Origin of the sequence: Halothiobacillus diazotrophicus (assembly GCF_001663815.1) — a bacterium.
GTDB lineage: Bacteria > Pseudomonadota > Gammaproteobacteria > Halothiobacillales > Halothiobacillaceae > Halothiobacillus > Halothiobacillus diazotrophicus.
The window spans coordinates 832329-856423 of record NZ_CP016027.1; the positions used below are offsets into that span (position 1 = coordinate 832329).

The 24095-nt window shown below is 58.9% G+C and carries 21 protein-coding genes and 1 other RNA gene; 8 read left to right on the forward strand and 14 right to left on the reverse strand.

The features are described 5' to 3' along the window. Window positions 1-63 precede the first annotated feature (63 nt). The 3 genes from A9404_RS03710 (at window position 64) to A9404_RS03720 (ending at window position 5164) form a co-directional block, all read left to right on the forward strand. Window positions 64-1230 (forward strand): efflux RND transporter periplasmic adaptor subunit, encoded by a 1167-nt coding sequence (locus A9404_RS03710; protein WP_082922715.1) that lies wholly within the window; start codon window positions 64-66, stop codon window positions 1228-1230. Between the two features lie 86 nt (window positions 1231-1316). After that, window positions 1317-4442 (forward strand): efflux RND transporter permease subunit, encoded by a 3126-nt coding sequence (locus A9404_RS03715; protein ID WP_197490472.1) that lies wholly within the window; start codon window positions 1317-1319, stop codon window positions 4440-4442. Window positions 4443-4738: 296 nt separating this feature from the next. Beyond that, complete coding sequence (locus A9404_RS03720) at window positions 4739-5164, forward strand: hypothetical protein (protein WP_066098786.1); 426 nt, start codon at window positions 4739-4741, stop codon at window positions 5162-5164. A gap of 173 nt (window positions 5165-5337) precedes the next feature. Here the strand turns inward: A9404_RS03720 and A9404_RS03725 are convergent, their stop codons facing one another. Together A9404_RS03725 and gloB are read right to left on the reverse strand one after the other, a co-directional pair. Beyond that, complete coding sequence (locus A9404_RS03725) at window positions 5338-6882, reverse strand: LysM peptidoglycan-binding domain-containing protein (protein ID WP_197490424.1); 1545 nt, start codon at window positions 6880-6882, stop codon at window positions 5338-5340. A gap of 114 nt (window positions 6883-6996) precedes the next feature. Continuing rightward, window positions 6997-7776, reverse strand: coding sequence for a hydroxyacylglutathione hydrolase (gene gloB, locus A9404_RS03730; protein ID WP_066102744.1), 780 nt, complete (start codon window positions 7774-7776; stop codon window positions 6997-6999). A gap of 309 nt (window positions 7777-8085) precedes the next feature. Between gloB and ssrS the strand changes: the two genes are divergently transcribed. From ssrS to A9404_RS03745, 3 genes are all read left to right on the forward strand, one after another. Beyond that, a non-coding RNA gene (gene ssrS / locus A9404_RS03735) (6S RNA) lies at window positions 8086-8271 on the forward strand. 18 nt (window positions 8272-8289) lie between these two features. Then, window positions 8290-8898 (forward strand): 5-formyltetrahydrofolate cyclo-ligase, encoded by a 609-nt coding sequence (locus A9404_RS03740; protein ID WP_066098793.1) that lies wholly within the window; start codon window positions 8290-8292, stop codon window positions 8896-8898. After that, complete coding sequence (locus A9404_RS03745; RefSeq protein ID WP_066098795.1) at window positions 8895-9356, forward strand: EVE domain-containing protein; 462 nt, start codon at window positions 8895-8897, stop codon at window positions 9354-9356. The genes A9404_RS03740 and A9404_RS03745 overlap by 4 nt, the downstream gene beginning before the upstream one ends. A gap of 928 nt (window positions 9357-10284) precedes the next feature. Here A9404_RS03745 and ilvA read toward each other — a convergent pair. Next, window positions 10285-11808: a threonine ammonia-lyase, biosynthetic gene (ilvA, locus tag A9404_RS03750; protein WP_066098798.1), complete on the reverse strand. Its 1524-nt coding sequence runs from the start codon at window positions 11806-11808 to the stop codon at window positions 10285-10287. 142 nt (window positions 11809-11950) lie between these two features. On the opposite strand from ilvA, the gene rpiA reads away from it, so the two are divergent. Both rpiA and aroE read left to right on the forward strand, forming a co-directional pair. Beyond that, a complete protein-coding gene (gene rpiA, locus A9404_RS03755; RefSeq protein ID WP_066098801.1) occupies window positions 11951-12613 on the forward strand; it encodes a ribose-5-phosphate isomerase RpiA in 663 nt (220 codons plus the stop codon). Continuing rightward, a complete protein-coding gene (gene aroE / locus A9404_RS03760) occupies window positions 12613-13476 on the forward strand; it encodes a shikimate dehydrogenase (protein WP_066098803.1) in 864 nt (287 codons plus the stop codon). The genes rpiA and aroE overlap by 1 nt, the downstream gene beginning before the upstream one ends. 35 nt (window positions 13477-13511) lie before the next feature. On the opposite strand, the gene A9404_RS03765 is transcribed toward aroE, so the two are convergent. From A9404_RS03765 to flhF, 11 genes are all read right to left on the reverse strand, one after another. Next, window positions 13512-13889, reverse strand: a complete 378-nt coding sequence (locus tag A9404_RS03765) for a DUF2802 domain-containing protein (protein WP_066098805.1) — start codon at window positions 13887-13889, stop codon at window positions 13512-13514. 35 nt (window positions 13890-13924) lie between these two features. Then, window positions 13925-14443, reverse strand: coding sequence for a chemotaxis protein CheW (locus A9404_RS03770; protein WP_231880943.1), 519 nt, complete (start codon window positions 14441-14443; stop codon window positions 13925-13927). A gap of 36 nt (window positions 14444-14479) precedes the next feature. Continuing rightward, window positions 14480-15433, reverse strand: a complete 954-nt coding sequence (locus A9404_RS03775) for a chemotaxis protein CheW (protein WP_066098807.1) — start codon at window positions 15431-15433, stop codon at window positions 14480-14482. Continuing rightward, window positions 15430-16314: a ParA family protein gene (locus A9404_RS03780; RefSeq protein WP_082922719.1), complete on the reverse strand. Its 885-nt coding sequence runs from the start codon at window positions 16312-16314 to the stop codon at window positions 15430-15432. Before A9404_RS03780 ends, A9404_RS03775 begins: the two co-directional genes overlap by 4 nt. Next, complete coding sequence (locus tag A9404_RS03785; RefSeq protein ID WP_066098809.1) at window positions 16311-17378, reverse strand: protein-glutamate methylesterase/protein-glutamine glutaminase; 1068 nt, start codon at window positions 17376-17378, stop codon at window positions 16311-16313. The genes A9404_RS03780 and A9404_RS03785 overlap by 4 nt, the downstream gene beginning before the upstream one ends. 3 nt (window positions 17379-17381) lie before the next feature. After that, window positions 17382-19526 carry a chemotaxis protein CheA gene (locus A9404_RS03790; protein WP_066098811.1) on the reverse strand — a complete coding sequence of 715 codons (2145 nt, stop codon included), beginning with the start codon at window positions 19524-19526 and terminating at the stop codon, window positions 17382-17384. 30 nt (window positions 19527-19556) lie between these two features. Then, window positions 19557-20291 carry a protein phosphatase CheZ gene (locus tag A9404_RS03795; protein ID WP_066098814.1) on the reverse strand — a complete coding sequence of 245 codons (735 nt, stop codon included), beginning with the start codon at window positions 20289-20291 and terminating at the stop codon, window positions 19557-19559. A 120-nt stretch (window positions 20292-20411) separates the two neighbouring features. Continuing rightward, window positions 20412-20798 carry a chemotaxis response regulator CheY gene (gene cheY / locus A9404_RS03800; protein WP_066098817.1) on the reverse strand — a complete coding sequence of 129 codons (387 nt, stop codon included), beginning with the start codon at window positions 20796-20798 and terminating at the stop codon, window positions 20412-20414. Window positions 20799-20904: 106 nt separating this feature from the next. Continuing rightward, window positions 20905-21624, reverse strand: a complete 720-nt coding sequence (locus A9404_RS03805) for an RNA polymerase sigma factor FliA (RefSeq protein ID WP_066098820.1) — start codon at window positions 21622-21624, stop codon at window positions 20905-20907. Then, complete coding sequence (locus A9404_RS03810; RefSeq protein WP_066098822.1) at window positions 21625-22458, reverse strand: MinD/ParA family protein; 834 nt, start codon at window positions 22456-22458, stop codon at window positions 21625-21627. A 74-nt stretch (window positions 22459-22532) separates the two neighbouring features. Further along, window positions 22533-24083 (reverse strand): flagellar biosynthesis protein FlhF, encoded by a 1551-nt coding sequence (gene flhF / locus A9404_RS03815; RefSeq protein WP_066098824.1) that lies wholly within the window; start codon window positions 24081-24083, stop codon window positions 22533-22535. Window positions 24084-24095: the final 12 nt, after the last annotated feature.

Here is a 24095-nt window from a genome sequence, read left to right on the forward strand (position 1 = left end):
AAATGCATGCTAAATTATTAGCAGACTATCCATTTCATCCTTGCCGCGGAAAATCAAAACATCATGCCAGCCTCCCCTGCGTTTCCGGCCCCGACCTTCGGGAAGCGATTGACTGCAAGACACCTCATCGGGGTGTCTTTGTTGTGTGGACTCACCACGCTGGCCCTGCCGGCCCTGGCCAAGGAGGCGAAGGAGCAACCCGGCGGACACAAGATGCCGCCGCCCGTCGTTCCCGTGCTCACCGTTCAGCCGCAGCCCGTGACGGTATATGAAACCTTTACCGGCAGCACGGCGGCCAACCGCAGCGTGGACGTGCGCGCGCAGATCGGCGGGATCCTCGACTCCCGGGACTACACCGAAGGGCAGCTGATCAAGAAAGATGCCTCTCTGTTCAAGATCGACGACAAGCCTTACGTCGCCACGCTCCATGAGGCCCAGGCAGCCGTGAGCTCGGCACAGGCCGCCCTTAATGCAGCGCAACGCGACTGGAACCGGATCAGCACCCTGTTCGCCAAGGGCGTGGTCAGCGTCAAGGATCGGGACGATGCGCAATCCGCCCTGGAAATTGCCAAGGCCGGCCTGCAGGTTGCGAACGCCAAGGTCAGCGCTGCACAGATCAACGTGAACTACACCAAGGTGACCGCACCCATCACCGGTATCGCCGGTCTGCGCGCGGTCGCGGTGGGCAACCTGATCAAGCCGGGCGATGAACTCGTCCAGATCAACGATATCGATCCCATCCAGGTGCTGCTGACCTACTCGGCCGACAACCCGTATGCGTCCACCCGGGCTCTGAACCCGACGCCGGCCCATCCGACTACCGCACTGCTGATGAACGCCGGCAAGCCGATCAAGGGGAGCGTCAACTACCGCTCGATCAACGTCGACCCGCAAACCAACACGGTCAAGATGCGGGCCCTGTTCCCGAACCCGGCCGGCGACATCAAACCCAACGCCTTCGTGCGCGTGAAAATCCAGGTAGCCCAGTTCGACAATGCGCTGGTCATCCCGCAAACCGCGCTGACCAGCGGCATTCGACCCGGCAGCTATGCGGTCTATACCGTGTCGAAGGACAACGAGGTCCATCTGTCACCCGTGGAACTGGGGCCGGACAGCGACAAGGGGCAGATCATCGAATCCGGTCTCTCAGCGGGTGAACGGGTCGTGACCGATGGCCTGATCAAGCTGCGCCCGGGCATCCAGATCGAACCGCTCGCCGACAAGAAATGATCCCAGGAAATGATCCCAGGAAATGATCCGTGGCGATCGCGAGCACCCCTGATAACCAAGCTTCACAGGTTCGGCGACATTCTATGATTTCAAGCTATTTCATCCAGCGGCCCATCTTCGCCTCCGTGTTGGCGATCGTCATTACGCTTGCCGGGGCCGCCGCCTTTACCGGCCTGCCGGTCGAACAGTACCCGCAGATCGTGCCGCCCGACGTTCAGGTGAGCGCCGTCTATAACGGTGCGGACGCCGCCACCATCGCCGAATCCGTCGCGGCCCCTCTGGAGCAACGCATCAACGGCGTGGAGAACATGCTCTACATGACCTCCACCAGTTCCGACGACGGAACGATGACCCTCACGGCGACCTTCGCGAACGGCACCGATCCCGATCAGGCCACGATCGACGTCAACAACCGCGTGCAGCAGGCGCTTTCCCAGCTGCCGCAGGAAGTCCGAGACCAGGGCATCACGGTCCAGAAGAAGAGCAGCGACATCCTGATGGTCATCACACTGATGTCCAAGAACGGGGAATTCAGCACGCGCTACGTATCCAACTATGCCCTGCTCAACATCATCGACGAACTCAAGCGCATCCCCGGTGTCGGCGACACCAAACTCTTCGGCGCCCAGGACTACTCGATCCGCATCTGGCTGGACCCAGCCAAACTCGCGCATTTCGGTCTGACCCCGACGGACGTATCCAATGCCATCAAGGCGCAGAGCGCCCAATTTGCTGCCGGCAAGTTCAACGATGCGCCGAACGACAAATCCGAGAGCTTCACCTACACCATCAAGGCAGACGGCCGCTTCCGGGACGTGAAGCAGTTCAAGAACATCATCCTCAAGTCCAACAAGCTGGGCGGCACCCTGAAACTGGCGGACGTGGCGCGCATCGATCTCGGCTCAAAGACCTACGGGTTCAATGCGACCTATAACGGGAAGCCGACCGTACCGATCGGGATCTTCCTCTCGCCGGGCGCAAACGCGCTGAACGTGGTGGCCGCCATCCGGGCCAAGATGAAGGAGCTGAACAAGGCGTTTCCGGGCGATCTGACCTACACCATCCCGCTCGACACGACCGATTTCGTGCGGATTTCCATCCATGAGGTCCTGAAGACCCTGTTCGAAGCGATGATGCTGGTCGTCCTCGTGATCTTCGTCTTCCTGCAGAAAGCCCGCGCAACGGTCGTGCCCCTGCTGGCGATCCCGGTAGCGCTGATCGGCGCTTTGGCAGGACTCTATCTTGCCGGCATGTCCATCAACCTGCTGACCCTGTTCGGCTTCGTACTCGCCATCGGTATCGTGGTGGACGACGCCATCATCGTGATCGAGAACGTCGAGCGCCTGATGCACGAACAGCATCTGCATGCCAAGGAAGCCGCCATCAAGGCCATGCAGCAGGTGTCCGGGCCGATCATCGCCACTACCATGGTACTGCTCGCCGTGTTCGTCCCGGTCGCCTTCATGCCCGGACTGGCCGGTGTCATGTACCGCCAGTTCGCCGTGGCCATCTCGATCTCCGTGGTACTGTCGGCGATCGTTGCACTCACGCTGACGCCGGCCATGACGGCCCTGCTTCTGGGCAAGCATGAGAACGACGAACCCGCGCTGCCGTTCCGCATTTTCAACCGGGGTTTCGTCAAGATCACTCAGGCCTACATGGGGCTGGTCCGTCTGTTCATGAAGGCTTGGCCCATCGGCTTGCTGCTGTTTGCCGGCGTGATCGCAGCGGCCGTGATCCTGTTCAAGCACTCGCCGACCGGACTCGTCCCCGACGAGGATCAGGGCTACTTCATCTCCGTGATCAAGATGGCGCCGGGCGCCAGTCTCGATCGGACCGCACACCTGCGCGACGAATTCTCCGCGATCGCCCAGAAGAACCCCGAAGTGAACGCCTGCATTGCGTTTGCCGGCTTCGACCTGCTGTCCGGTACCTCGCGTTCCAATATGGGGGTCGCCTTTACCCGCCTGAAGAATTGGGATCAGCGGCCGCTGCCGTCGCAGAGCGTGAAGGCACTGGTCGGCAGGACCATGGGTGAGGCCCATCGCATTCCCGAAGGTGTCGTGTTCTCCTTCGTGCCCCCGCCGATCCGCGGCATCTCGACCACGGGCGGTTTCGAGTTCTACCTGCAGAACCGGGGTAACGGCGGCCTTGCCAGCCTGAACGCGGCCGTAAACACCCTGGTAGCCGCTGCGAACAAGCGCCCCGAACTGCAGGGCGTCCGCTCGACCTTCGTCTACGACATGCCGCAGTACCATCTCGAGGTCAACCGCGACAAGGCGTATGCCCTGGGCGTACCGGTCAAGGATATCTTCACGGCCATGCAATCCACCTTTGGCGCAGGCTATGTGAACGATTTCACCCTCTTCGGCCGCAATTTCCAGGTCAACATGGCGGCCGACAAGGATTACCGGGCTTCGGCGCAGGATCTGGAGCAGGTCTATGTGCGCAGCAATGCGGGAAAACTGATTCCGCTGAGTTCGCTGGTGACCCTGACCCGCGTCACCGGCCCCGATGTCGTGGATCGATTCAATATCTTCCCGGCTGCCAAGATCATGGGTAACCCGGCACCCGGGTATTCCTCCGGTCAGGCGTTGAAAGCCATGCAGGAAGTCGCTGCCAGCAATCTGTCCCATAGCTTCAGCCTCGGCTGGACGGGCGCGGCCTACCAGGAATTGGCCGCGGGCAGTTCCGGTGCAATTGCCTTCGGACTGGGCATCATCATGATCTTCCTGATTCTGTCTGCGCTCTATGAACGCTGGAGCCTGCCCCTTGCCGTCATTACCGCCGTGCCCTTTGCGGTACTCGGGGCCCTCCTGGCGAACTGGATGCGGGGGCTGGCCATCGACGTCTACTTCCAGGTAGGTCTGCTGGTGCTGATCGCCATGTCCGCCAAGAACGCGATTCTGATCGTCGAATTCGCTGCGAAACTCCGCGCGCAGGGTCATTCGATTCGCGACGCCGCCATCGAGGCCGCACGGATCCGCTTCCGTCCGGTGGTGATGACCTCGATGGCCTTCATTCTCGGCGTTATTCCGCTGGCCATGGCAACCGGTGCCGGCGAGGGCGCACGACATTCCCTGGGTACGGGCATCGTGGGCGGCATGATTCTCGCCACCTATGTCGCGATCCTGTTCGTACCGATGTTTTTCGTATTGCTGCAAACGCTGAGTGAGAAGCTCCGTCGCAAGCCGAAACCTGCACAGGATTGAGCGCCGGAACACGACCGATGCACGCTTCGTGGATCGGTCATTGTCGATACGGTAGTCCGTTGGCCGATGACACCTGGGAGGACACCTGGACGGTAGGGAAAATACGTGAAATCAGGAATACTATGACCAGCCAACGAGTTGTATTAGTATTTACTTATCATGTAATCAATATTTTCATGACCAGGGTACGCCACAAAAAGGAACCCGAATCAGTCAGAATCATCTAAAATAGATGATCGCCTCGTCAGACATTCAGGCGTTTGTATCCGTGAATTAAAACCAACCTAGGGGTAACCATGAAAAAGATCGTTTTGGCATCTGCCATTGCTGCACTGATGATCGGCACCGCGCACGCGGCTAACAAAGCTGAAGTCATCGTTGATTCCAACCAGCAATTTCTCGAGCATATGATTCCGGTAAACAACTCCGGCATTACCGGCACCATCACGGTTATCCCCGTCGCCGCCGACAAGACCAAGCTGGTCGCCACGATCAAGGGCAAGAACGTTGCCGGTCCGATGCCGTTCAGCATCAACCTGGGCCGTTGCGACAACTCCGCCGCCAAGGTCAAGTATCCGCTGACCGACGTGGTTCACGGCAAATCCGAGACCGTCATCAATGCAGCCACTGGCTCCCTGTTCCAGCCCGACTCACTATCTTTCAGCCTGGCAGAAAGCAAGAGCACCCCGAACAAAACGGTAGCCTGCGGCGATATCCAGTAATCACACAGACACTGTGTGATCAGAAAAGCCCCGCATTGCGGGGCTTTTTCTTTGTCGCGTCCGAATCGGCAGCCGAACGGGGGACAGACGGCGACGACAACGAAGCGCCACTTTGGGTGGATGCACACGCCTCGATGGTTAGGTGCAAGGTAGCCGGCTGGCCAACGAACCGATCAGTTCGTGCTGGCGATCACCAAAACCTGGCCGGGCTGCAAAGGTTCGGAGGACTTGAGTCCATTCACGGATAGCAACTCATGCACTGTCGTCGAAAACCGCTGGGCAACATTCCACAGCGTATCGCCCTTCTTCACGGTATAACGATGTTTCTGACGCACGGCGGATGTCGCCACCTTAGACACTTTCTCGTGGTCACGATGCGCTGCAGCCGCCGGGACATCCCGTTCGAAACCGACGATCAGCTTCTCCCCCGGACGGATAACGCTGTCCTTTTTCAAGCCGTTCATGTGCTGGATATCGGCCACGTCGACGTTGAATTTTCGAGAGAGGCCCCAAAGAGAATCCCCATCCCGCACCGTATAGAGTCGATCATGCACACCGGCAAGATGACTCTTGCGATCCAAGGGGACAATGATGGTTTCCCCGGGATGGGCATAGGTCGAACTCAGGCGATTCACCTTGATGAGCTCGTCGACATCGCAACCGAAGCGATAGGCAACCTTGTGGAAGCTGTCGCCCCGACGCAGCGTATAACGCCCCCAGTCTCGTGCCGATTTTTCGGCTTCTTCCAATGCTTTTGGCGTGAACTGATCGGCAATGCTCTTGGGCACGAGCAAATGCCCCGTCTGCGGTCCGGTGATCAACCGGTCGAAGCCCGGATTCAATCGGTACAACTCGTCGTGTGATATTCCAGTGATCTGGGCCAGTTTGCCCAGGTTGATGGACTTGTCGAGCTTGATTTCGGTCAGAACCGGCGCGTTGGGAATCGGGTATGGCGTGAATCCGTACTTCTTCGGATGGCTGAATATCTCGACCAAGGCATAGAGACGCGCCGGGTAGTCGGCCGTCTCACGGCTGATCTGCGTCAGGTCCCAGAAATCGGTCGGACGACCGCGCGCGGCATTGTAGGCGATCGCATTCTGCAGCGTGCCCTCACCGCCATTATAAGAAGCGATGATAACGGGCCAGTCATCGTTGAACATGGTACGCAGTCGGGTGAAGTAGCTCATGGCTGCATCCGTGGATGCCTTGATGTCGCGACGACCGTCGTACCACGTCGTTCGGGCGAGACCGAAATGGGTACCCGTACTGGGCACGAACTGCCAGATACCTGCAGCGTTGCTGCTGGATACGGCATCAGGACGATAGGCACTCTCGACGATCGGCAGCAGGGCCAGTTCAAGAGGCAAATTGTTCTTTTGCAGATCCGACACGATCATGTGCAGATAGGGTTGCGCCCGCTCCGTCACACGCTGGAGATAATCGATGTGACTGGCGTAGAAGTTCAATTGCGCCTGAACCCGGGGATTATCGGGGATGGGCAATGTAAATTGCGCTGCGATGTAATGCCAGAGATTGCCGTCATGCGCCCAGGAGGCCGGATGCCCATTGGCGGTGGTAACTCCGCCCATGGCCGGCAGAATGCTGTAGTCAACGGAGTTGCTCAGATCGGACGAGTCCCCGAGCGACATTGCCGAACTCGATGTCGAATGAGTATCGACCGCATTCGGTAACTGGGCACAGCCTGCGAGTATCGCCATGAAGGGCGCCCAAAGAAGTGCTTTCGGCAGGCGAGGCTTCACTGGCGTGGACACCCCCGGCGTTGCGCCGGCAGATAGATGGACTGGATACTTCATTACGGTACAAACATCCCTTTACAAAGGCTTCAAACCATCAAAATCATCTTTCCAGCGACGTACCGTGGCAAAAGCCGCCGCGTCGGTCATCGATGCCGCACCGGCATGACGACAAATCGCATCGCGCAAATCCTGCGCACGCACGCGCAGGAAGGGGTTCGTCCTTTTTTCGAGCGCCAGACTGGTTGGCACTGTCGGTTTGCCGGTACGACGAAGTTCTTCAACTTCTGCATCCCGCGCCTGGATGGCCGGATTGTCCGGTTCGGCATGTCGGGCAAAACGCAGATTGTCGGCCGTGTACTCATGGCCGCAGTAAATCAGGGTGTCATCGGGCAGCGCGGCAATTCGATCCAGGGAATGCTGCATCTGTTCGGGCGTTCCCTCAAACAGACGACCACAACCCACACTGAAAAGCGTATCGCCGGTAAACGCGGCCCCCTCGGTCGTGAATACGAGGTGACCGCGCGTATGACCCGGCGTCGCGATCACCTGGAATGTCCCGACTTCGGGAATCGAAAAGGTATCGCCATCATTCTGGGGCTCGGTCACCCAGGACTGGGCCTCGATGGTCGGGCCGTATACCGGCACTGCAAAACGTGACAGGAAATCTGCAAGACCCGCCGTATGATCCCAGTGATGGTGGGTCAGCAATACGGCTCGCGGTGTCAGGCCACGCGCCTCGACGGCCGCGATGACGGGCGCAGCAGCGCCCATATCCACGATCGCACACTGCCGATTGCACCCCTCGATGAGCCAGACGTAATTATCATCGAGAACGGGAATAGCATAAATCTGCATGACGCAGGTCACCTCTGTCCAGGCAAGCCGCCGACCGTCGAGTTCGGACCGAGCCCGGTTCATCCAGCCTTGCAAAATAAGGGAGACAGTGTACGAATATGTCGGCAGAGGTCAAACGGTTTGCGGCCCGCCCTCGGATGGATCATTCGCGACACATGATTGCGCACGCCATCCTCACCGCATACTGCCCGTTGACGCCGTTTTACGGCTGCCGCAACAACCGCTTACCTCAGGCGCACCAAGGGCGTGCGCCCGGGGCCGCACCAAGGGGAACTTGCACCGACGTCAAAGCGAGCCTACGATAGAGTCAGTCTTCTGAGGCGTGCGTCAGGTTCCTCTCAATCCCTTGAGCCTTAATCTGCGACTTTGGGGGGCGCACCAAGTCGGTCGTGTGCAGGTCCGTCGCGAACGGAAAGCCTTACACCCTCTGCGCGCCCCCCAGCTTGAACCTCTGGTTCAAGGTCGAAGAGCAACCAACGGCGTTTTGGAAGACACCCAACATCGGCTCGAACAATGACCCCTTCCGCGGACAAATCCTCACTGCGTCGCCAACTTAGAGCTCTTCGCCGTGGCGTCGGCGGCTATCAGCGTCGCCTGAATCAGCAGCGCATTGTTCGCGCCCTCAACACTCTCCCCGCCCTTCGTAATGCCCGTCGTATCGCTGGCTACATCGCATTTGACGGCGAGCCCGATATCCGGGATTTCCTGCGTCGCTGGCCGGGCACGGTCTGGCTCCCCCGGGTCAATCGGGATCTCAGCCTGCATTTTCGTCCCACCTTCGATCTGAATGCGCGTCACCCCAGACCCGCGGGCGCACGGCGAAATCAGTTCGGTATCCTCGAATCGCATCGCCATCCCCTGCTGCGGGCTGCAGACATGGATGCCCTGCTGATCCCGCTCGTGGGTTACGATGCGCTTGGCAACCGACTGGGCATGGGCGCCGGTTACTATGACCGGAGTCTGGCCAATCTACGGCATCCGAAACCCCTACTGATCGGTATCGCCTTCAGTTGTCAGTATGTGGCTCGGCTTCCAGCAGACCCGTGGGATATTCCGCTTGACTATATCGTCACGGAAAAAATGATCCTCAAACCCCCATTCAAACCAAGGAACAGAACATGAATTACTGGCTGATGAAGTGCGAGCCGGACGTTTTCTCGATTGACGATCTGGCTCGCCAGAAAGTCGAGGGCTGGTATGGCATTCGCAATTACCAGGCGCGCAACATGATGCGCGATGCCATGCGGATCGGCGATCAGGTATTTTTTTACCATTCGAACGTCAAGGTTCCGGGCATCGTTGGCCTCATGGAGGTCATCAGCAAGCCCTACCCGGACCCCACCCAGTTCGACCCCGACCACCGCTACTTCGACCCGAAGGCGACGCCGGAACAACCACGCTGGGTCCAGGTGGATGTCCAGTACATCCGCCACACCCGACGACTGATCTCATTGGAAGAATTGAAAAAGGACGATTCGCTCGGTGAGTTACCGCTTCTTCGTCGCGGCAACCGACTTTCAATCATGCCTGTTGGAAAAAGTGATTGGCAACGCATCCTGGAACTCGAGGCGGCGAACTGACATTTTTCGCCGCCCCAGCACAAGATTTGCAAACTTCCGCCTGAATTTATCCACAAACTGTACAGGTACAGTGCCGAGCAGACACATGCGCTACCAGATCACTCACGGGCCTGCAAGGATAGCGCAACAAAAAAACGTCAACCATTAGTTTCTATAGATTACAGTCACTTACAACAGATTAAAATGACCCCGCCGCTACCTGGCGTTTTTTTGATCAAATAAGCAAGCTCTTGATACGAAAACAGCCCCGCACGATCACCGGCGATTGCACACAATCTTATCCACAGGTTCTGGGGATAACCAAGTACGCAGATAAGGGGTAATGACGAGCGCGTGAACTGAAGTGGCGCGCACCGCCAGAATGCTCGATCGCCGGAATGAGTCTTTTGGGTGCATCCGTTCAGATGGCAAAGGAGAAGCACCCGATCCTGCATTCAAATCGTTCGGTTTCTCAACGCATCATGCACCATGGTGTCAGCGTGCAATTTCTCCCCTGCAGAATGGAACCGATACAAACCCAGAGATTACGCCGGAGGAGGACGAATTCATCATGAATTCGGGGACTTGACGCCCAATCATTAAATTCTGTTATCCACACTATCATTGAACCGTCATAGGGCATCACCAATCAGCTATCATGCTGCCGACCAATCTGCAACATTCCGTAACCCCCACCACCAGCATCTTGTTTATTCTTTTATATATCAAACTGTTAAATAACAGCACGCCATGACACCCAATGAGTTGGCTATTTTGTCACCATCGGTGCTAAGTCCTTGACACACTGCGCCGGGCAGGGGATTCCAGACAGTCATCCACGGGGTTATCCACAGGAATTGTGTGTAACTTTTTGCGAGAAGCTACGTGCATCAGGTTGGGGGCTTTGGATCGATCACGGTGCATTGCGCCCCCCGGGAACTAGGTCAGCTCAGGCCAAAAATAGCGAATAGACGGGATTGTCGCTCTCTGCCCAATAGGGGTATCCCAGACGGGTCAAATAGTCGGTCAGCGCCACAGTTTCGGCCTCTGGCACCTGGACACCGACGAGAACTCGACCGTAATCCGCACCATGATTCCGATAGTGGAACAAACTGATGTTCCAACGGGCGCCCAGATGGGTCAGAAATTTCAGCAGCGCCCCGGGACGCTCCGGAAACTCGAATCGAAACAGCCGCTCGTCCCGAATATTCCGAGCGTGCCCGCCGACCATGTGTCTGGCATGGAGTTTGGCAAGCTCGTTATCGGTGAGATCCAGGACCGGATACTCGGCCATTGCCAGCCTGTTGTAGACGGCCGCGCGATCGCCCGGCGCATCGAGACGAATCCCCACGAAGATGTGGGCACGATCGTCATCCGCATACCGGTAGTTGAATTCGGTGATCTGCCGCCGTCCCAACAGTTCGCAAAACGCTTTGAAGCTCCCTGGCCGTTCGGGGATCGTCACCGCATACAAGGCTTCGCGCTGCTCGCCGATGTCCGCGCGCTCGGCCACGAAGCGCAGCCGATCGAAATTCATGTTCGCCCCCGAGGCGATCGCGATCAGGGTTTTTCCCTGCAGGTCGTGCATCTTCACATAGCGCTTCAGACCGGCCAGGGCCAAGGCACCCGCCGCCTCGTTGATCTGGCGGGTGTCGTCGAACATGTCCTTGATCGCCGCCGTCATCGCATCGGTGTCCACCGTGATGACCTCATCCACGGCCTCGCGCGCGACGGCGAAGGGATACTCGCCCACCTGGCGTACGGCCACGCCTTCGGCGAACAGGCCAACATGATCCAGCATCACCCGTTCGCCGGCCTTCAGTGCGGCAGACAAACAGGCGGCATCCTCGGGCTCGACTCCGATGATCCGTATATCCGGGCGCAGCATCTTCACATAGGCCGCGACACCGGCAACCAGTCCGCCGCCACCCACTGGCACGAAGATCGCGTGAATCGGATCGGGGTGATGACGCAGAATCTCCGCGCCGATGGTGCCCTGCCCGGCGATGACATCCGGGTCATCGAAGGGCGGGATATATACGAGCCCCTCGGTCGCTTCGAGCTGTCTGGCATGTGCATAGGCCTCCTCGAAGGTATCCCCGAACAGGACGGCTTCGGCACCGCGCCGGCGTACGGCATCGACTTTGATCCCCGGCGTAGTCTGAGGCATCACGATGACGGCTCGCAGGCCCAGTTTCTGCGCCGCCATGGCGACGCCCTGCGCATGATTGCCAGCCGACGCGGTGATCACACCGGCCTCAAGCAGGCCGTCTTGCCAGAGTCGATGAATCTTGTTGTAGGCGCCGCGCAACTTGAAGGAGAAAACGGGCTGGGTATCCTCACGCTTCAGCAGGACCCGATTCTTCAACCGCTCGGAAATCAGCGTCGCCGGTTCCAGGGGGGTGTCCACCGCCACGTCGTAAACCCGGGCCGTCAGAATGCGGTGCAGATAATCTTGAAGTAGTGCGGACAAAACCGGCTCCTCAGCACATGAATATTTTCGAAAACGCGGCCCGCGAGAGGTGCATCAAATCACCTATCATGCCAGAATGTTGCCCGTTTAGCCGCCCGGCGATCGTCGTCGGCCGCTTCGTCGAACCTTGAAGGAACAATCCATGACCCCGCAAGATCAATTAAAGCAACAGGCCGCCCAGGCGGCTCTCGAATACGTTCCTGCCGGCAGCATCGTCGGCGTGGGTACCGGCTCGACCGTCAACTTCTTCATTGATGCACTTGCGGGAATCAAGAACCAGATCGAAGGCGCCGTTTCCAGTTCGGAAGCCAGTACCAAGCGCCTGCGCGCCCACGGAATCGAAGTGCTCGACCTGAATGCCGTCAGCGATGTGCCGGTCTACGTCGATGGCGCCGATGAAACCAACGCCCATCTACAGTTGATCAAGGGGGGCGGCGGTGCGCTGACCCGCGAGAAGATCATCGCCCAGCTGGCCAAGAAATTCGTCTGTGTGGCCGACGAATCCAAGATGGTCCAGCGGCTCGGCAAGTTCCCCCTGCCGATCGAGGTCATTCCGATGGCCCGCAGCATGATCGCCCGGGAACTCGTCAAGCTGGGCGGTCAACCCGTCTATCGCGATGGCTTCGTGACGGACAACGGCAACCAGATCCTCGACGTACACAACCTCGAGATCATGGAGCCAGCCAAGCTGGAAGCCGAACTCAACAACCTGCCGGGCATCGTGACCGTGGGCCTGTTCGCCATCCGTCCTGCCGACGTGCTGATCCTCGGTACCGCCAACGGAATACGCACCCTGACCATTTGATGGCCGTCAGTCCGAAGAAATATGGGGTCATCGGCAACCCCATCGGTCACAGCAAGTCCCCGTTGATCCACCAGGCATTCGCCCGGCAGACGGGGATCGAATTAAGTTATGCGGCAATTCTTGCCCCGCTGGACGAATTCGTCGCCACCGTGACGCAATTTCGACAGGAAGGGGGGCGTGGGTTGAACGTCACCGTTCCCTTCAAGCATGAAGCTTATGCCTACTGTGCCGAACTCAGTGATCGTGCCAGACAGGCCGGTGCCGTCAACACCCTGATTTTTCCCGATAACGACGAGGCGCCGGTTCGTGGCGACAACACCGATGGCGTGGGACTGATGCGGGACCTGTCCTACCACGACATCCCAGTCAAAGGTCGGCGGGTCCTGCTGATCGGTGCCGGAGGTGCCGCACGCGGGGTGTTGGGCCCCCTATGTGCCGCAGAACCGGCCGAAATACGGGTTGCCAATCGCCGGGGCGAGACGGCAGTACAACTGATTCGGGATTATGCCGAACACGAGCAAGTACAAACATCTGTCATGTTGCGTGCCTGCGCCCTGGACCAGTTCCCAGAAGACGAACTGTCGTTTGATCTGATCATCAACGCCACGTCAGCCAGTCTCGGCGGTCAACGCCCAGCAGTGCCGGATACGGTGTTCAGTCCTCACACGATTGCCTATGACATGGCCTACGGGTCGGAACCCACCGTGTTCATGACGTGGGCCGAATCGCTCGGCGCGCGGGCATTGGATGGCTTGGGGATGCTGGTGGAACAGGCCGCAGAAAGCTTTTACCAGTGGCACGGCGTACAGCCGAAGACCGACGAAGTGCGCGCCCTGCTTCGCCATACGTTGGTCAATCGCTGAGACTTCGGCGATTTGGGCACTCAACTGCGAAAGGCTCAACTGGGGTTGTTGATCCTCAGGAGCAACTGAGCTTCGCTTTCGGACAACCCGAAATCATCGACCAATTCCTGCATCGTCACACGGCCCTGGGCACTCAGACGAAGCGCATGGGCGAAGCTTCGATCGCCATCGTCCTGGGCGACCAAACTCGCAAAGCGGGTTTCCGTATGCTCGATCCGCTTCGAAAGCTGGACGAGCTTCTGATCAAAGCCGTCCATATGCCGCCCCAGCCCAGCCAATGCGGACTCGATGGAGCCCTGTTCGTTTTCGATACGCTCCAGTTGACCCTGGAGCCAACGCACATTGGCCTGACTCGACTTGAATTTAGCCGAGACACGCGCCGCGAATAGCAAGGATAGCAGCGCGACGATCATGGCGGCTCCGGAAAAGCCGATTAACCAGGAAGCGTTCATTTCGTGGAAAGATCGGACAATCCCTTCAGATCGACAAGAATAATCAGCTTGTCATTACCTTTGTCGCTACTCTGCGGGACGACGCCGAGAATATGCTCGGATCCCTCGTCGTTACTCGTGCGTTTGGCATCGTTCACATCGTCCTCGTCCAGCGTGATGACTTCAGCCACGCTATCGACGACGATCCCGGCCACTTCTCCGGTGCGCAACTCGACGACCATGATCCGACTGTCGTCGTCGAAGGGTTTTTCAGGTAGCGAGAAGAACACTCGGGCATCCAGGATGGTCACCACATTGCCGCGCAGATTGATGATGCCCCGAATCGCCGGATGGGCGCCGGGAATCGGCGTGATCTCGGCAGCCCGGAGCACTTCCTGAACATCGAGCACATTCAGGGCGTACACCTCGTCCGCTACCGTAAACGTTACCCAACGGGTCAGAACGACCGGCGTCTGCTCCATGCCCATGTCATCGAGCGCTTCTGGATTTCTAATGTTGTATTCGGTTTGGCTCATCAGAATGCTTCCTGTGTTATTCGACCTGCGAAATTGCTACCGGCTGGACTTCAAGGCGGCCCGCAATGCGGGTACTGTGAGGAACGCCACGCCGGCCGACCGGTTGACGCCGGCAAGCCAGGGCCGAGCCCCTGCCCGCTCGTCATCGGAACGCCATTGCGTCATCGACTCGTCCCACGGCAGATCCATCAATTCGTGACCGACCTCGACGCCCCACAGACCATCGGCTCCCAGCAGAATGACATGCGGCGTCGCGACAACCGCGCCGGGGAACCAACTGGCCAATGACAGCACCATGCGCCGACGCCCCTGATGCAACACGGTGCCGGCCACGTGCGCAGGTGCCCCTTTCAGCGGTTCGATCGACGGCGACGTCAATACATCGTAAATCTCACTGATCGGGAGACCGACTTTGACGCCGCCAATCGCAAAAATCCGCCAGGGTTTCGTCGCCGGAACGATTTCCGGACCGACCGGCTCGCTGGATCCAGGCGCGACCGAGACGGGTTCCTGAATCGATAAGACGGACTCATCCTCAGCAAACGCGATCGGCATCGTCGTCACAGGCTCACTATCCGCAACCACCGGCGCTTCGGCGTGCGGGGCATCCGACTGAAGCGCTTCCACCGAGGATTGGGGCTCGGCATTCAGCATCGGCAGATCCGTCGCCTCTTCGTCGGCGTCTTCGGGCAGATCCAGATTCAACGTATCTACCGGAGCGTCGAATCGATCAGTAGACCTTGGCTCTTGGTGCTCGGACAGGATGGCGGCACCGGTTCGCTCGACATCATCAACCGACGAACGGGTCACGATAGCAAGGCCGACCGGATTGGTTTTTCGAAGGAATGGATCCACCGCGGAGGGTGTGGCCGTCATTGCGGTATCGCCGAGATCATTCAGCAATCCGGCCAGGTAGTCGTCAATGGCCGCGTCCTGCTCTACCAGAAAGTGCAGGGACTCCTCTCCGGAAGCATGGTGAAAGGATTTCATCGCAGAATCTCCTCAACGACTCGGGAGCGGGTACTGCCGAGCACCTGGCTATCAGCATGGTCATCCAGTTCCTGACCGCCCGCAGCAGGCTTGGACATGTTTTCGCTCTGGCGCTGATGCGGAAGCAGCCAGTCCAGCAACGCGGCATAGGCGTGACTGCCCCGGCTTTCCGGCTGAAGGAACGACAGCGGCTTACCAAGGCGACTCGCTTCGCGAAACAAAGTGTCGATTGGGATGACATCGGTCCATACCGTGCCGAAATACTGATCTCTCAGCGTTTGCAGGGTATCGCGGGAGGCACGCGTCCGCTGATCGTACATGGTCGGCACAATCAGATACTCGAGGCGGAACTTCCGCGAGCGCTGCACCATGGTCAGGGTGCGCAACATCCGCTCCAGCCCCTTGAGGGCGAGGAATTCTGTCTGAACCGGAATCAACAGAAAGTGCGCCGCGGCGAGCGCATTGACCATGGTGACGCCCAGAATCGGCGGGCAGTCGATAATGACGGCATCGAACTGGTCGGTCAGGGTTGACAGGGCTCGCTTCAATACAAGCCCCATACCGTCCTGCTTGCCCAACTGCCGATCGAGCGTCGCCAGCGCCGTTGAGGCGGGCATCAGGCTGATGGATTCAAACGCCGTCGGATGAATGATCCGCATCGGGTTCAGAACCCGCCCCTCGGAGGCCGCCTTGAACAGGGAATACACGCTGGCCCCGGGCGCATCCGGTTCCATACCGAAATAGGTGGTCATGGAACCATGGGGATCGATGTCGATGAGCAGCACGCGCTGTCCACGCTGCGCGAGATGCCCCGCCAGGGTCACGCTGGTCGTGGTCTTCCCCACGCCCCCTTTCTGATTGGCTACTGCCCAAATGTTCATCGTACACACCTCGCAATCGCTGGACCGATATTCTGCAAGGGAAGGACCGCCTCGACGAGTCCTGCCTTTGCCACAGCCGCCGGCATTCCGTAAATCACACTCGTGGCTTGATCCTGAGCCCAGATATGACCGCCCGCACCGCGAACTTCCTGAGCACCGATCATGCCATCATCTCCCATGCCCGTCAGAATCACCCCAAGCATATCGCCACCCAGCGTTCGAACCAGCGACTGCAGCATGATGTTCACGCTTGGGCGAAAATGCTCGCTGGGCTGCGGCTCGCGCAGCACGAAGAACAACGCCGGACCCCGTTGGACAACCTCCCCGTGCTTTCCCCCAGGGATAATGTACGCGGTCCCCGGTTCAAGCTTGACCCCATCGCCCGCCTCCACGACGGTGATCGCCACATTCTCGTTCAATCGGCTCGCAAACGGTTGCGTAAAGGCTGCCGGCATGTGCTGAGCCACCATGATCGGCACCGGGAAGTCGGCGGGAATTCCCTGGAGCACGACCTGCAGGGCCGCCGGTCCCCCGGTGGAGGACCCGATGGCGACAATCCCCCGCCGACTGACGATACCGCGTTCCGCACCACCGGAAACCGGCACGAGACTGGCATCCGGAACAAACCGTGTCGCCGGGAGGGTCGTATGGACCCGGCACTTCGCACGCGCAGCCAACATGCGCAAACGCGCTGGCAACAGGAACCGCCCGCCTTCACCGAATGCCTCCTTCATATCCGCCGAACTCTTCGCAAAGAAGTCCATCGCCCCGGCATCAAGCGCTTCAAGCGTCGCTTCGGCACCGGCGCGGGTAAGCGAGGAAAGCATCATGATTGCCGTCGGGCAGCGCTTCATGATCTCCCGTACCGCCGAAATACCATCCATGACCGGCATCTCGACATCCATCGTGATCAGATCGGGTTTCAGCTGGCAGGCCTTGAGAATGGCATCACGCCCATTCACTGCCTCGCCAATAATTGAAAAACGATCGTCTTTTCCTATCAGATCCCTCAAAGCACGCCGAAAAAATACCGAGTCATCGACGATCAACACTCCAATCGTCATGATCTAGGCAACGACCTTTAGTTTGGGTTTATAACGTTGACTGATGTTGCGACGCATCAGTCCGGGCAAATCGAGAATCAGCGCGATATGGCCATCGCCGGTGATCGTGGCGCCGGCAAAGCCACCGACGTTGTGCAGCAACTCGCCCAGCGGCTTGATCACGACCTCTTCCTGACCGATGACCGAATCCACGACAAGCGCAATCAGTTGCGCGCCGACCTGAACCATGACGACCAGGTCGCTGGTTGCCCGGGACGTGACTGTTTCGCCCGGCAGAGCCAACCAGTGATTCAGGCGATACAACGGCAAGGCACGATCGCGCACGATGATCGTGGCCTGTCCGTCCACCACGTTGATCTCCTTGTCCGCCATTTCGAAGATCTCGCTGACGATACCCAGCGGAATCGCATACTTGCGGCCACTGACGACGACCATGAGCGTCGGCAAGATGGCCAGTGTCAATGGCACCTTGATATTGATGGTGGTACCGACACCGAGCACGGAGTCGATACTGATCAGACCGGATAGCCGAGTAATGGCCGTTTTCACCACATCCATTCCGACGCCGCGGCCGGAGATATCGGAAATCTGCTCCTTCGTCGAGAAGCCCGGCAAGAGAATGAGCTCGAAGCACTCCTGTTCGGTCAAACGAGATGCAGCATCTTCTGTCAGCAACCCCTTCTCGATTGATTTTCGACGCAGTACCTCCGCATCCATACCGGCACCGTCATCACTGATCGAGAGACGGATGTGATCCCCCTCCTGAGCGGCTGACAGGATCACCGTTCCCTGAGCAGGCTTACCGCTTGCAATGCGCACATCAGGCATTTCGATCCCGTGATCGACCGAGTTACGCACCAGGTGGATCAGCGGATCAGCCAATGCTTCCACCAGATTTTTGTCCAGATCGGTTTCCTCACCTTCCAGGACAAGCTCGACCTCCTTGCCCAACATCCGCGCCGTGTCGCGGACAACGCGCGGGAAACGACCGAATACTTTCTTGACCGGCTGCATGCGCGTTTTCATCACCGCACCCTGCAGGTCGGAAGTCACCATATCCAGGGTTGCGATGACCTGGGTGACCTCCTCGTTCTCGAAACTCAGCTTGAGCGTATTCATGCGGTTGCGCACCAGCACGAGCTCACCAACCAGATTCATGATGAAATCCAGTCGTTCGGTGTCGACCCGAACGGTAGTCTCGCCCTTGGCACTCTCGCCTGCAGCCACGGCTGCGGTCTTCGGCTTATCCATGGCTGGCGGCACGGCCTGATTGGTCTCAGCCGGTTTTGCGGCGGGCTTCTCTACTGTTTCAGCCGCCGGTTTGACCGGTTTCGCTACCGGTGTTGCCTCTGGCGGCGCAGACTGAGCTTTGGGCGGAGCCGCTGTCGGGCCCTGGCCCTTGCCATACAAGGCGTCAAGCACCCGCTCGAACTCTTCGTCGGTAATGTCTTCGCTGGCGCCTTGGGCAATATCGGCCGGGATCTGGGGCTCTGGGGCCGCCGTGGCAATTTGTGGCTTGAACGTTCCCTTGCCATGCAACTGGTCCAGCAGGCTCTCGAACTCCTCATCCGTGATGAGATCGCTGGTCTCTGATGAGGCATCGCTCGATGATGCAGCAGGCGCCTGCGCCTTCTCGGCCGCATCAAGGTCGCTCAGCATCTTTTCGAATTCATCATCGACCGAGTTTTCCGCGACGGGCGCGGCAGGTTCGGGTGCCGGAGCTTCCGGTGCGGCGGGGGCTGATGCAGGCGCTGCGGATTGGGATGTAGCGAGCAACTCGATTTCCTTGAGAAACTCGGGCCCGACGGACGGCGGAAGCTGGCCGGCACGCAATGAGTCGAACATGCCTTTGAGTGCATCCAGCACCCGCAACATGACATCCATCAATGCTGGCGTGACCGTCAATTCGCCATTGCGCAGCAGATTGAAGGTGTCCTCTGCCCGGTGGCAGACTTCGACGAGTGGCAACACCTCGAGAAAGCCCGCCCCGCCCTTGATGGTATGAAAGGCACGGAAAATGGCATTCAGCAGGTTCTTGTCCGAAGGCGCCTGCTCCAAACCGATCAGCTGGGTATCGAGCGCATCCAGCAGCTCACCGGCTTCAATCAAAAAATCCTGCAGCAATTCGTTATCGGGTTCAAATGCCATGTTGTTATCCTCTTTTTTCAACCGCGCAGATCAAAACCCCAAACTGGCCAGCAGATCGTCCACATCGTCTTGCGATTTGGCGACATCGGACCCACCGCCCGGCATCTGTGGTCCTACCCCCTGTTTAAGATCCTCTTGCGTGGTTGTATCTTTGGCGCGCGTCTCCGGTACACCTGTCACACGCAGCAATCCCACCAGTTTTTTCTCAAGCTGTTCCAACAGATCGATCACGCGCATCAGCATCTGACCGGACAGATCCTGGAACTCCTGAGCCATCATCACTTCATTCAGCTGGGTCTTCAGAATCTCGCCATTCTTGAGAATGGACTCCAGATACTCAGACACGGTGCTGACAACAGTAACCAGTCGTGTGTTATCGGCTTCATCGCCTGCAACTTGAGCCAGCTGTTTGCGAAGCCGCAGCGAACGCTCCGTCAGGCGATCCGCAATCGGCTGCGCCGCCTCGACCACTGTGAGGGTACGATTTGCTGCCTGCTCCGTCAGGGTGATCACGTAACGGAGCCGATCCCGCGCGTCGGGCATGTCTGCCTTGGTGAGATCGTTCAGACGCTCGTCTTCCGCAAAGGTCATGAGCGCCTCATGGACTTCGCGGGTCATTCGTCCGACTTCCTCGAACACGGTGCTTCGTTGATTCGCGGCCAACGCGGCAATGCAACGGCTGATTTCCGATTCGTCGTCAGCCTCCAGGGCAGCTACCAGCGCCTGGGCATTGGCTAGATTGGCGGCTCTTTGTGCGTTGTCCATTCAATTCGGTCCTGATTTCTTGATTGTTCTGGAGGTTACTGTGCCAATTATTTCTGGCTTTCGTTTGGCAGACGCTTTGCCCGAAATGAGGCAGACGGACAAGAGCGAGCAAATACGCCGCTAGGCGCTCGTCCGCTCGAAGATCTTGTCGATCTTTTCCTTGAGCGTCGGTCCGTTGAACGGCTTGACGACGTAGCCGTTCACGCCGGCCTGGGCCGCCATGATGATCTGCTCCCGCTTGGCTTCGGCAGTCACCATCAAAACCGGAAGGTGGGCTAACGCGGGATCGGCACGCACCGCCTTCAGCAGGTCGATACCAGTCATGCCGGGCATGTTCCAATCGGTCACGAGGAAATCGAAATTGCCCTGCTTGAGCATTGGCAATGCCGTTGCGCCATCATCGGCTTCCTCAATGTTTGTGAAGCCCAACTCCTTGAGGAGATTTTTGACGATCCGCCGCATGGTGGAGAAGTCGTCGACCACAAGGATTTTCATGTTCCGATCCATCTTTTTGCCTCTAATAATCGGTAATTAGCATGCTGCCCCGCAGCGGTTTAAAGTTGATTATCGGCCATCTGGGCCAATTGTTTAATTATATTGGTTAAGCCGTCGATCAACGCCAATCCTTCAATGAGGCTTTCAGACGAAGAATTGCCTTGTTCTGGATTTGGCAAACCCGTGATTCGGACACACCAATCACCGCACCGATCTCCTTCTGATTCATTTCTTCAACGTAATACAGCGACATGACGAGTCGCTCCCGTTCCGGCAAGGCCGCAATGTGCTCGGCCAGCGCCTCGTGAAAACGCTCATTGGTCAAATGGGTGTCGGGTTGATCCGAATGGTCCGGTACATCCAGCGTTTCATCCTGCTCGTCGCCCATGTGATCGAGGGGGGTCAGGCGTACCTGTATCGAATCGTTCAACGCGGAAAAATACTCGTCGAGGGTAATACCCAGAAGATCGCAGACCTCCTGGTCCTTGGCCTCTCGCCCTGTACTGGATTCGATTTCGTGAATGGCCGAAGCGATTTCCCGGTGGCGGCGATGTACCGAACGCGGTGCCCAGTCATTGCGTCGCACCTCATCGAGCATCGCCCCCCGAATCCGGATTCCGGCATAGGTTTCGAACGAGGCGCCCTGGCTTGCGTCGTAGAGACGGGCCGCCTCCAGCAAACCGATCATGCCTGCCTGGATCAGGTCCTCTGCCTGGATATGATCCGGCAGACGATTCATGAGGTGAAATGCGATGCGTTTGACCAGTTGCGCATGTTCCGCCACTACGGACTCGGCCCCGCCGGTGCGAACGTGGGTATACATGGCGCGAACGTTCATTTACAACACTTCCATATCGGGTTCGGATTGCTGGACCAGTCGCTCGATGAAGAACTGCAGATGCCCCGCTACGCCCTTGGGAGCAGGCCAGCGGCCGATCTGGTCGGCAATCTCGAAGAAGGCGCGGGACGAACGGGAACTGCTGAAGGTCTGAACGACGGTTTTCTGGCGCTGGATCGCGCGACGCAGATAGTCGTCGAACGGCACCGAGCCCAAATGGATCAAGGTGACGTCCAGGAACCGGCCGGCAGCCATATTCAGTTTTTCGAACAATCTTCGTCCTTCGCCCGCGTCCCGGACCATATTCGCCACCACCTGAAAACGCTGAACGCCATGATCGCGCGAAAGAACCTTGATCATGGCGTAGGCATCCGTGATGGAAGCTGGCTCATCGCAGACCACGACGATCACGTCGCTGGCGGCCTGCGAGAAACGAACCACAGAATCGGCAATGCCCGCCGCCGTGTCAACCACCATCACGTCCACCGGGCGCTGGAGGGCGCCGAAGGCGTGGATCAGGCCGGTGTTTTCGGCCGCGCTCAATTCCGCCATATGCTTGATGCCGCTCGCGGCAGGCAGGACACCAACGCCCTCGGGACCTTCAATCAGGATGTCGTCGAGACTGGCCTCGCCCGCCAGCACGTGGCTGAGGTTCTTGTGCGATTTCAGCCCCAGAAGGACATCGACGTTGCCAAGGCCAAGATCCGCATCCATCATGAGGACGCGCGCACCCCGCCGGGCGAGTGCGACGGACAGATTGACCGAAACATTGGTCTTGCCGACGCCGCCCTTGCCACTGGTTACCGCGATGACCCGGACTGGATTGTTCTGCATGACGCTAATTCTGCCTGAAGTTGACCATCTTTAACACGACGTGGCACCCGAGTTCGCGGCTGGCGATCCTGCAATCACGCCCTCATCTGCCGTACCGGGGCAAACTCAGGCTCTTCATCCTCGGCCTCGTTCTGCCCGAGCTCGATCGCCTGCGTAATCAGATCCGCGCCCGTGGGATACCAGAGGTCCTCTGGAACGCGCTGTCCGGTACCGGTGCAACATAAGGGCAATCCACTCTGAACCAACGCCGCCAGCGCACTGCCGAGAGAAAGCGTTTCATCGAGTTTAGTCAAAATCATGCCGGCCAGCGGTACCGCCTTGAACCGGGTGATCGCATCCTGCATGGCGCTATATTGCGCCTGGGCCGAAAGCACCAGCAGGAGCTTCAGTCGGCGATCGATGGCCGGCATCTTCTTGAGCAGGTCCATCATCTGGAAATCCCGAGGCGACATGCCTGCCGTATCGATCAGCACGAGATGTCGATCAGCGACCGCCGGAAGCAGTTCTGCCAGGTGCTGCTCGTCCCGCGCAACATGCAGCGGAATGTTCAGGATACGGGCATAGTTGCGCAATTGCTCCTGGGCCCCGATCCGAAAGCGATCCGTGGTGATCAGAGCAATCGAATCGCGGCCGTGAGCCAGTACCGCCTGGGCGGCCAACTTGGCCAGCGTCGTCGTCTTGCCGACGCCGGTCGGGCCGACGAACGCATAGATGCCGCCGCTCTGCACAAGATCGCTATTCGGAATGCTGATCTGCTCGCCGATCGCCCGTAGTGCGGCCGTGAGCGGACGATCCGGTTCGCTGCGCACGGCACTTTCGGCAAAAGCCCGCGCCAACTTCTGCGGCAAACCGAGGCTATGGAGGCGCTCCCGCGTTTCCAGCTCGAGTGGATGGGCCGCGCTATACCGATGCCACTCCATGACGGAAAGCTGGCGTTCGAATAACTCGCGAAGCTGACCGATCTCCTGATGCAACTCCCCCAGCGCATCCCCGTCGATCGAACGATCCATCCAGGACTGTGTCGTCGACGCCCGAGGCACTGCGACACGGGGCTTCGCTTCCGGCTTGATCGGACGACGTTGCTGAACCGGTTCCGCGTTCAGTTCGGCCAAAGCCTCGGCAAAAGCGGACCGATGACCTTGCGCCAGCCCGGGAACCTCCTGCGCCAGCCCGGAAATCTGGTGAGACCGGTTCTCGGTATTCTCGGCGACACCTGACATTGTGCTCGCGTTAGCCGGGATGCTGGCAGCGGCCCTCTGTTCATGGGTCAGGTGTTCACGCGCCGCCTGCTCGCGGGCAGCGAGCATCTCCGCTGTGGTCTGGAAGGGGGAATGGCCTGCGCCGCCCGTCTCATCCAAAGCCGTCTTGGGCACGGAGGCAGGCGCATCAGCCGGCGTCCGGCCTGGTTCCTGGTGTTTCGAATCGGACAGGCCGGCCACACGATGCGGCGACTGGCGACCGGCCGTCAGACGAACCGCCTGCTCGTCAAAATCGATGGCCGCCACCAATTCGACGCCCTCGGGACAGGCCCGGTTGGAGAGAATCACCGCCTCGTCGCCAAATAATTGGCGAACCTGGCTCATCGCTTCCCGCATATCGCTCGCAATAATTCGCTTGATCTTCATACCCTGCCCTCG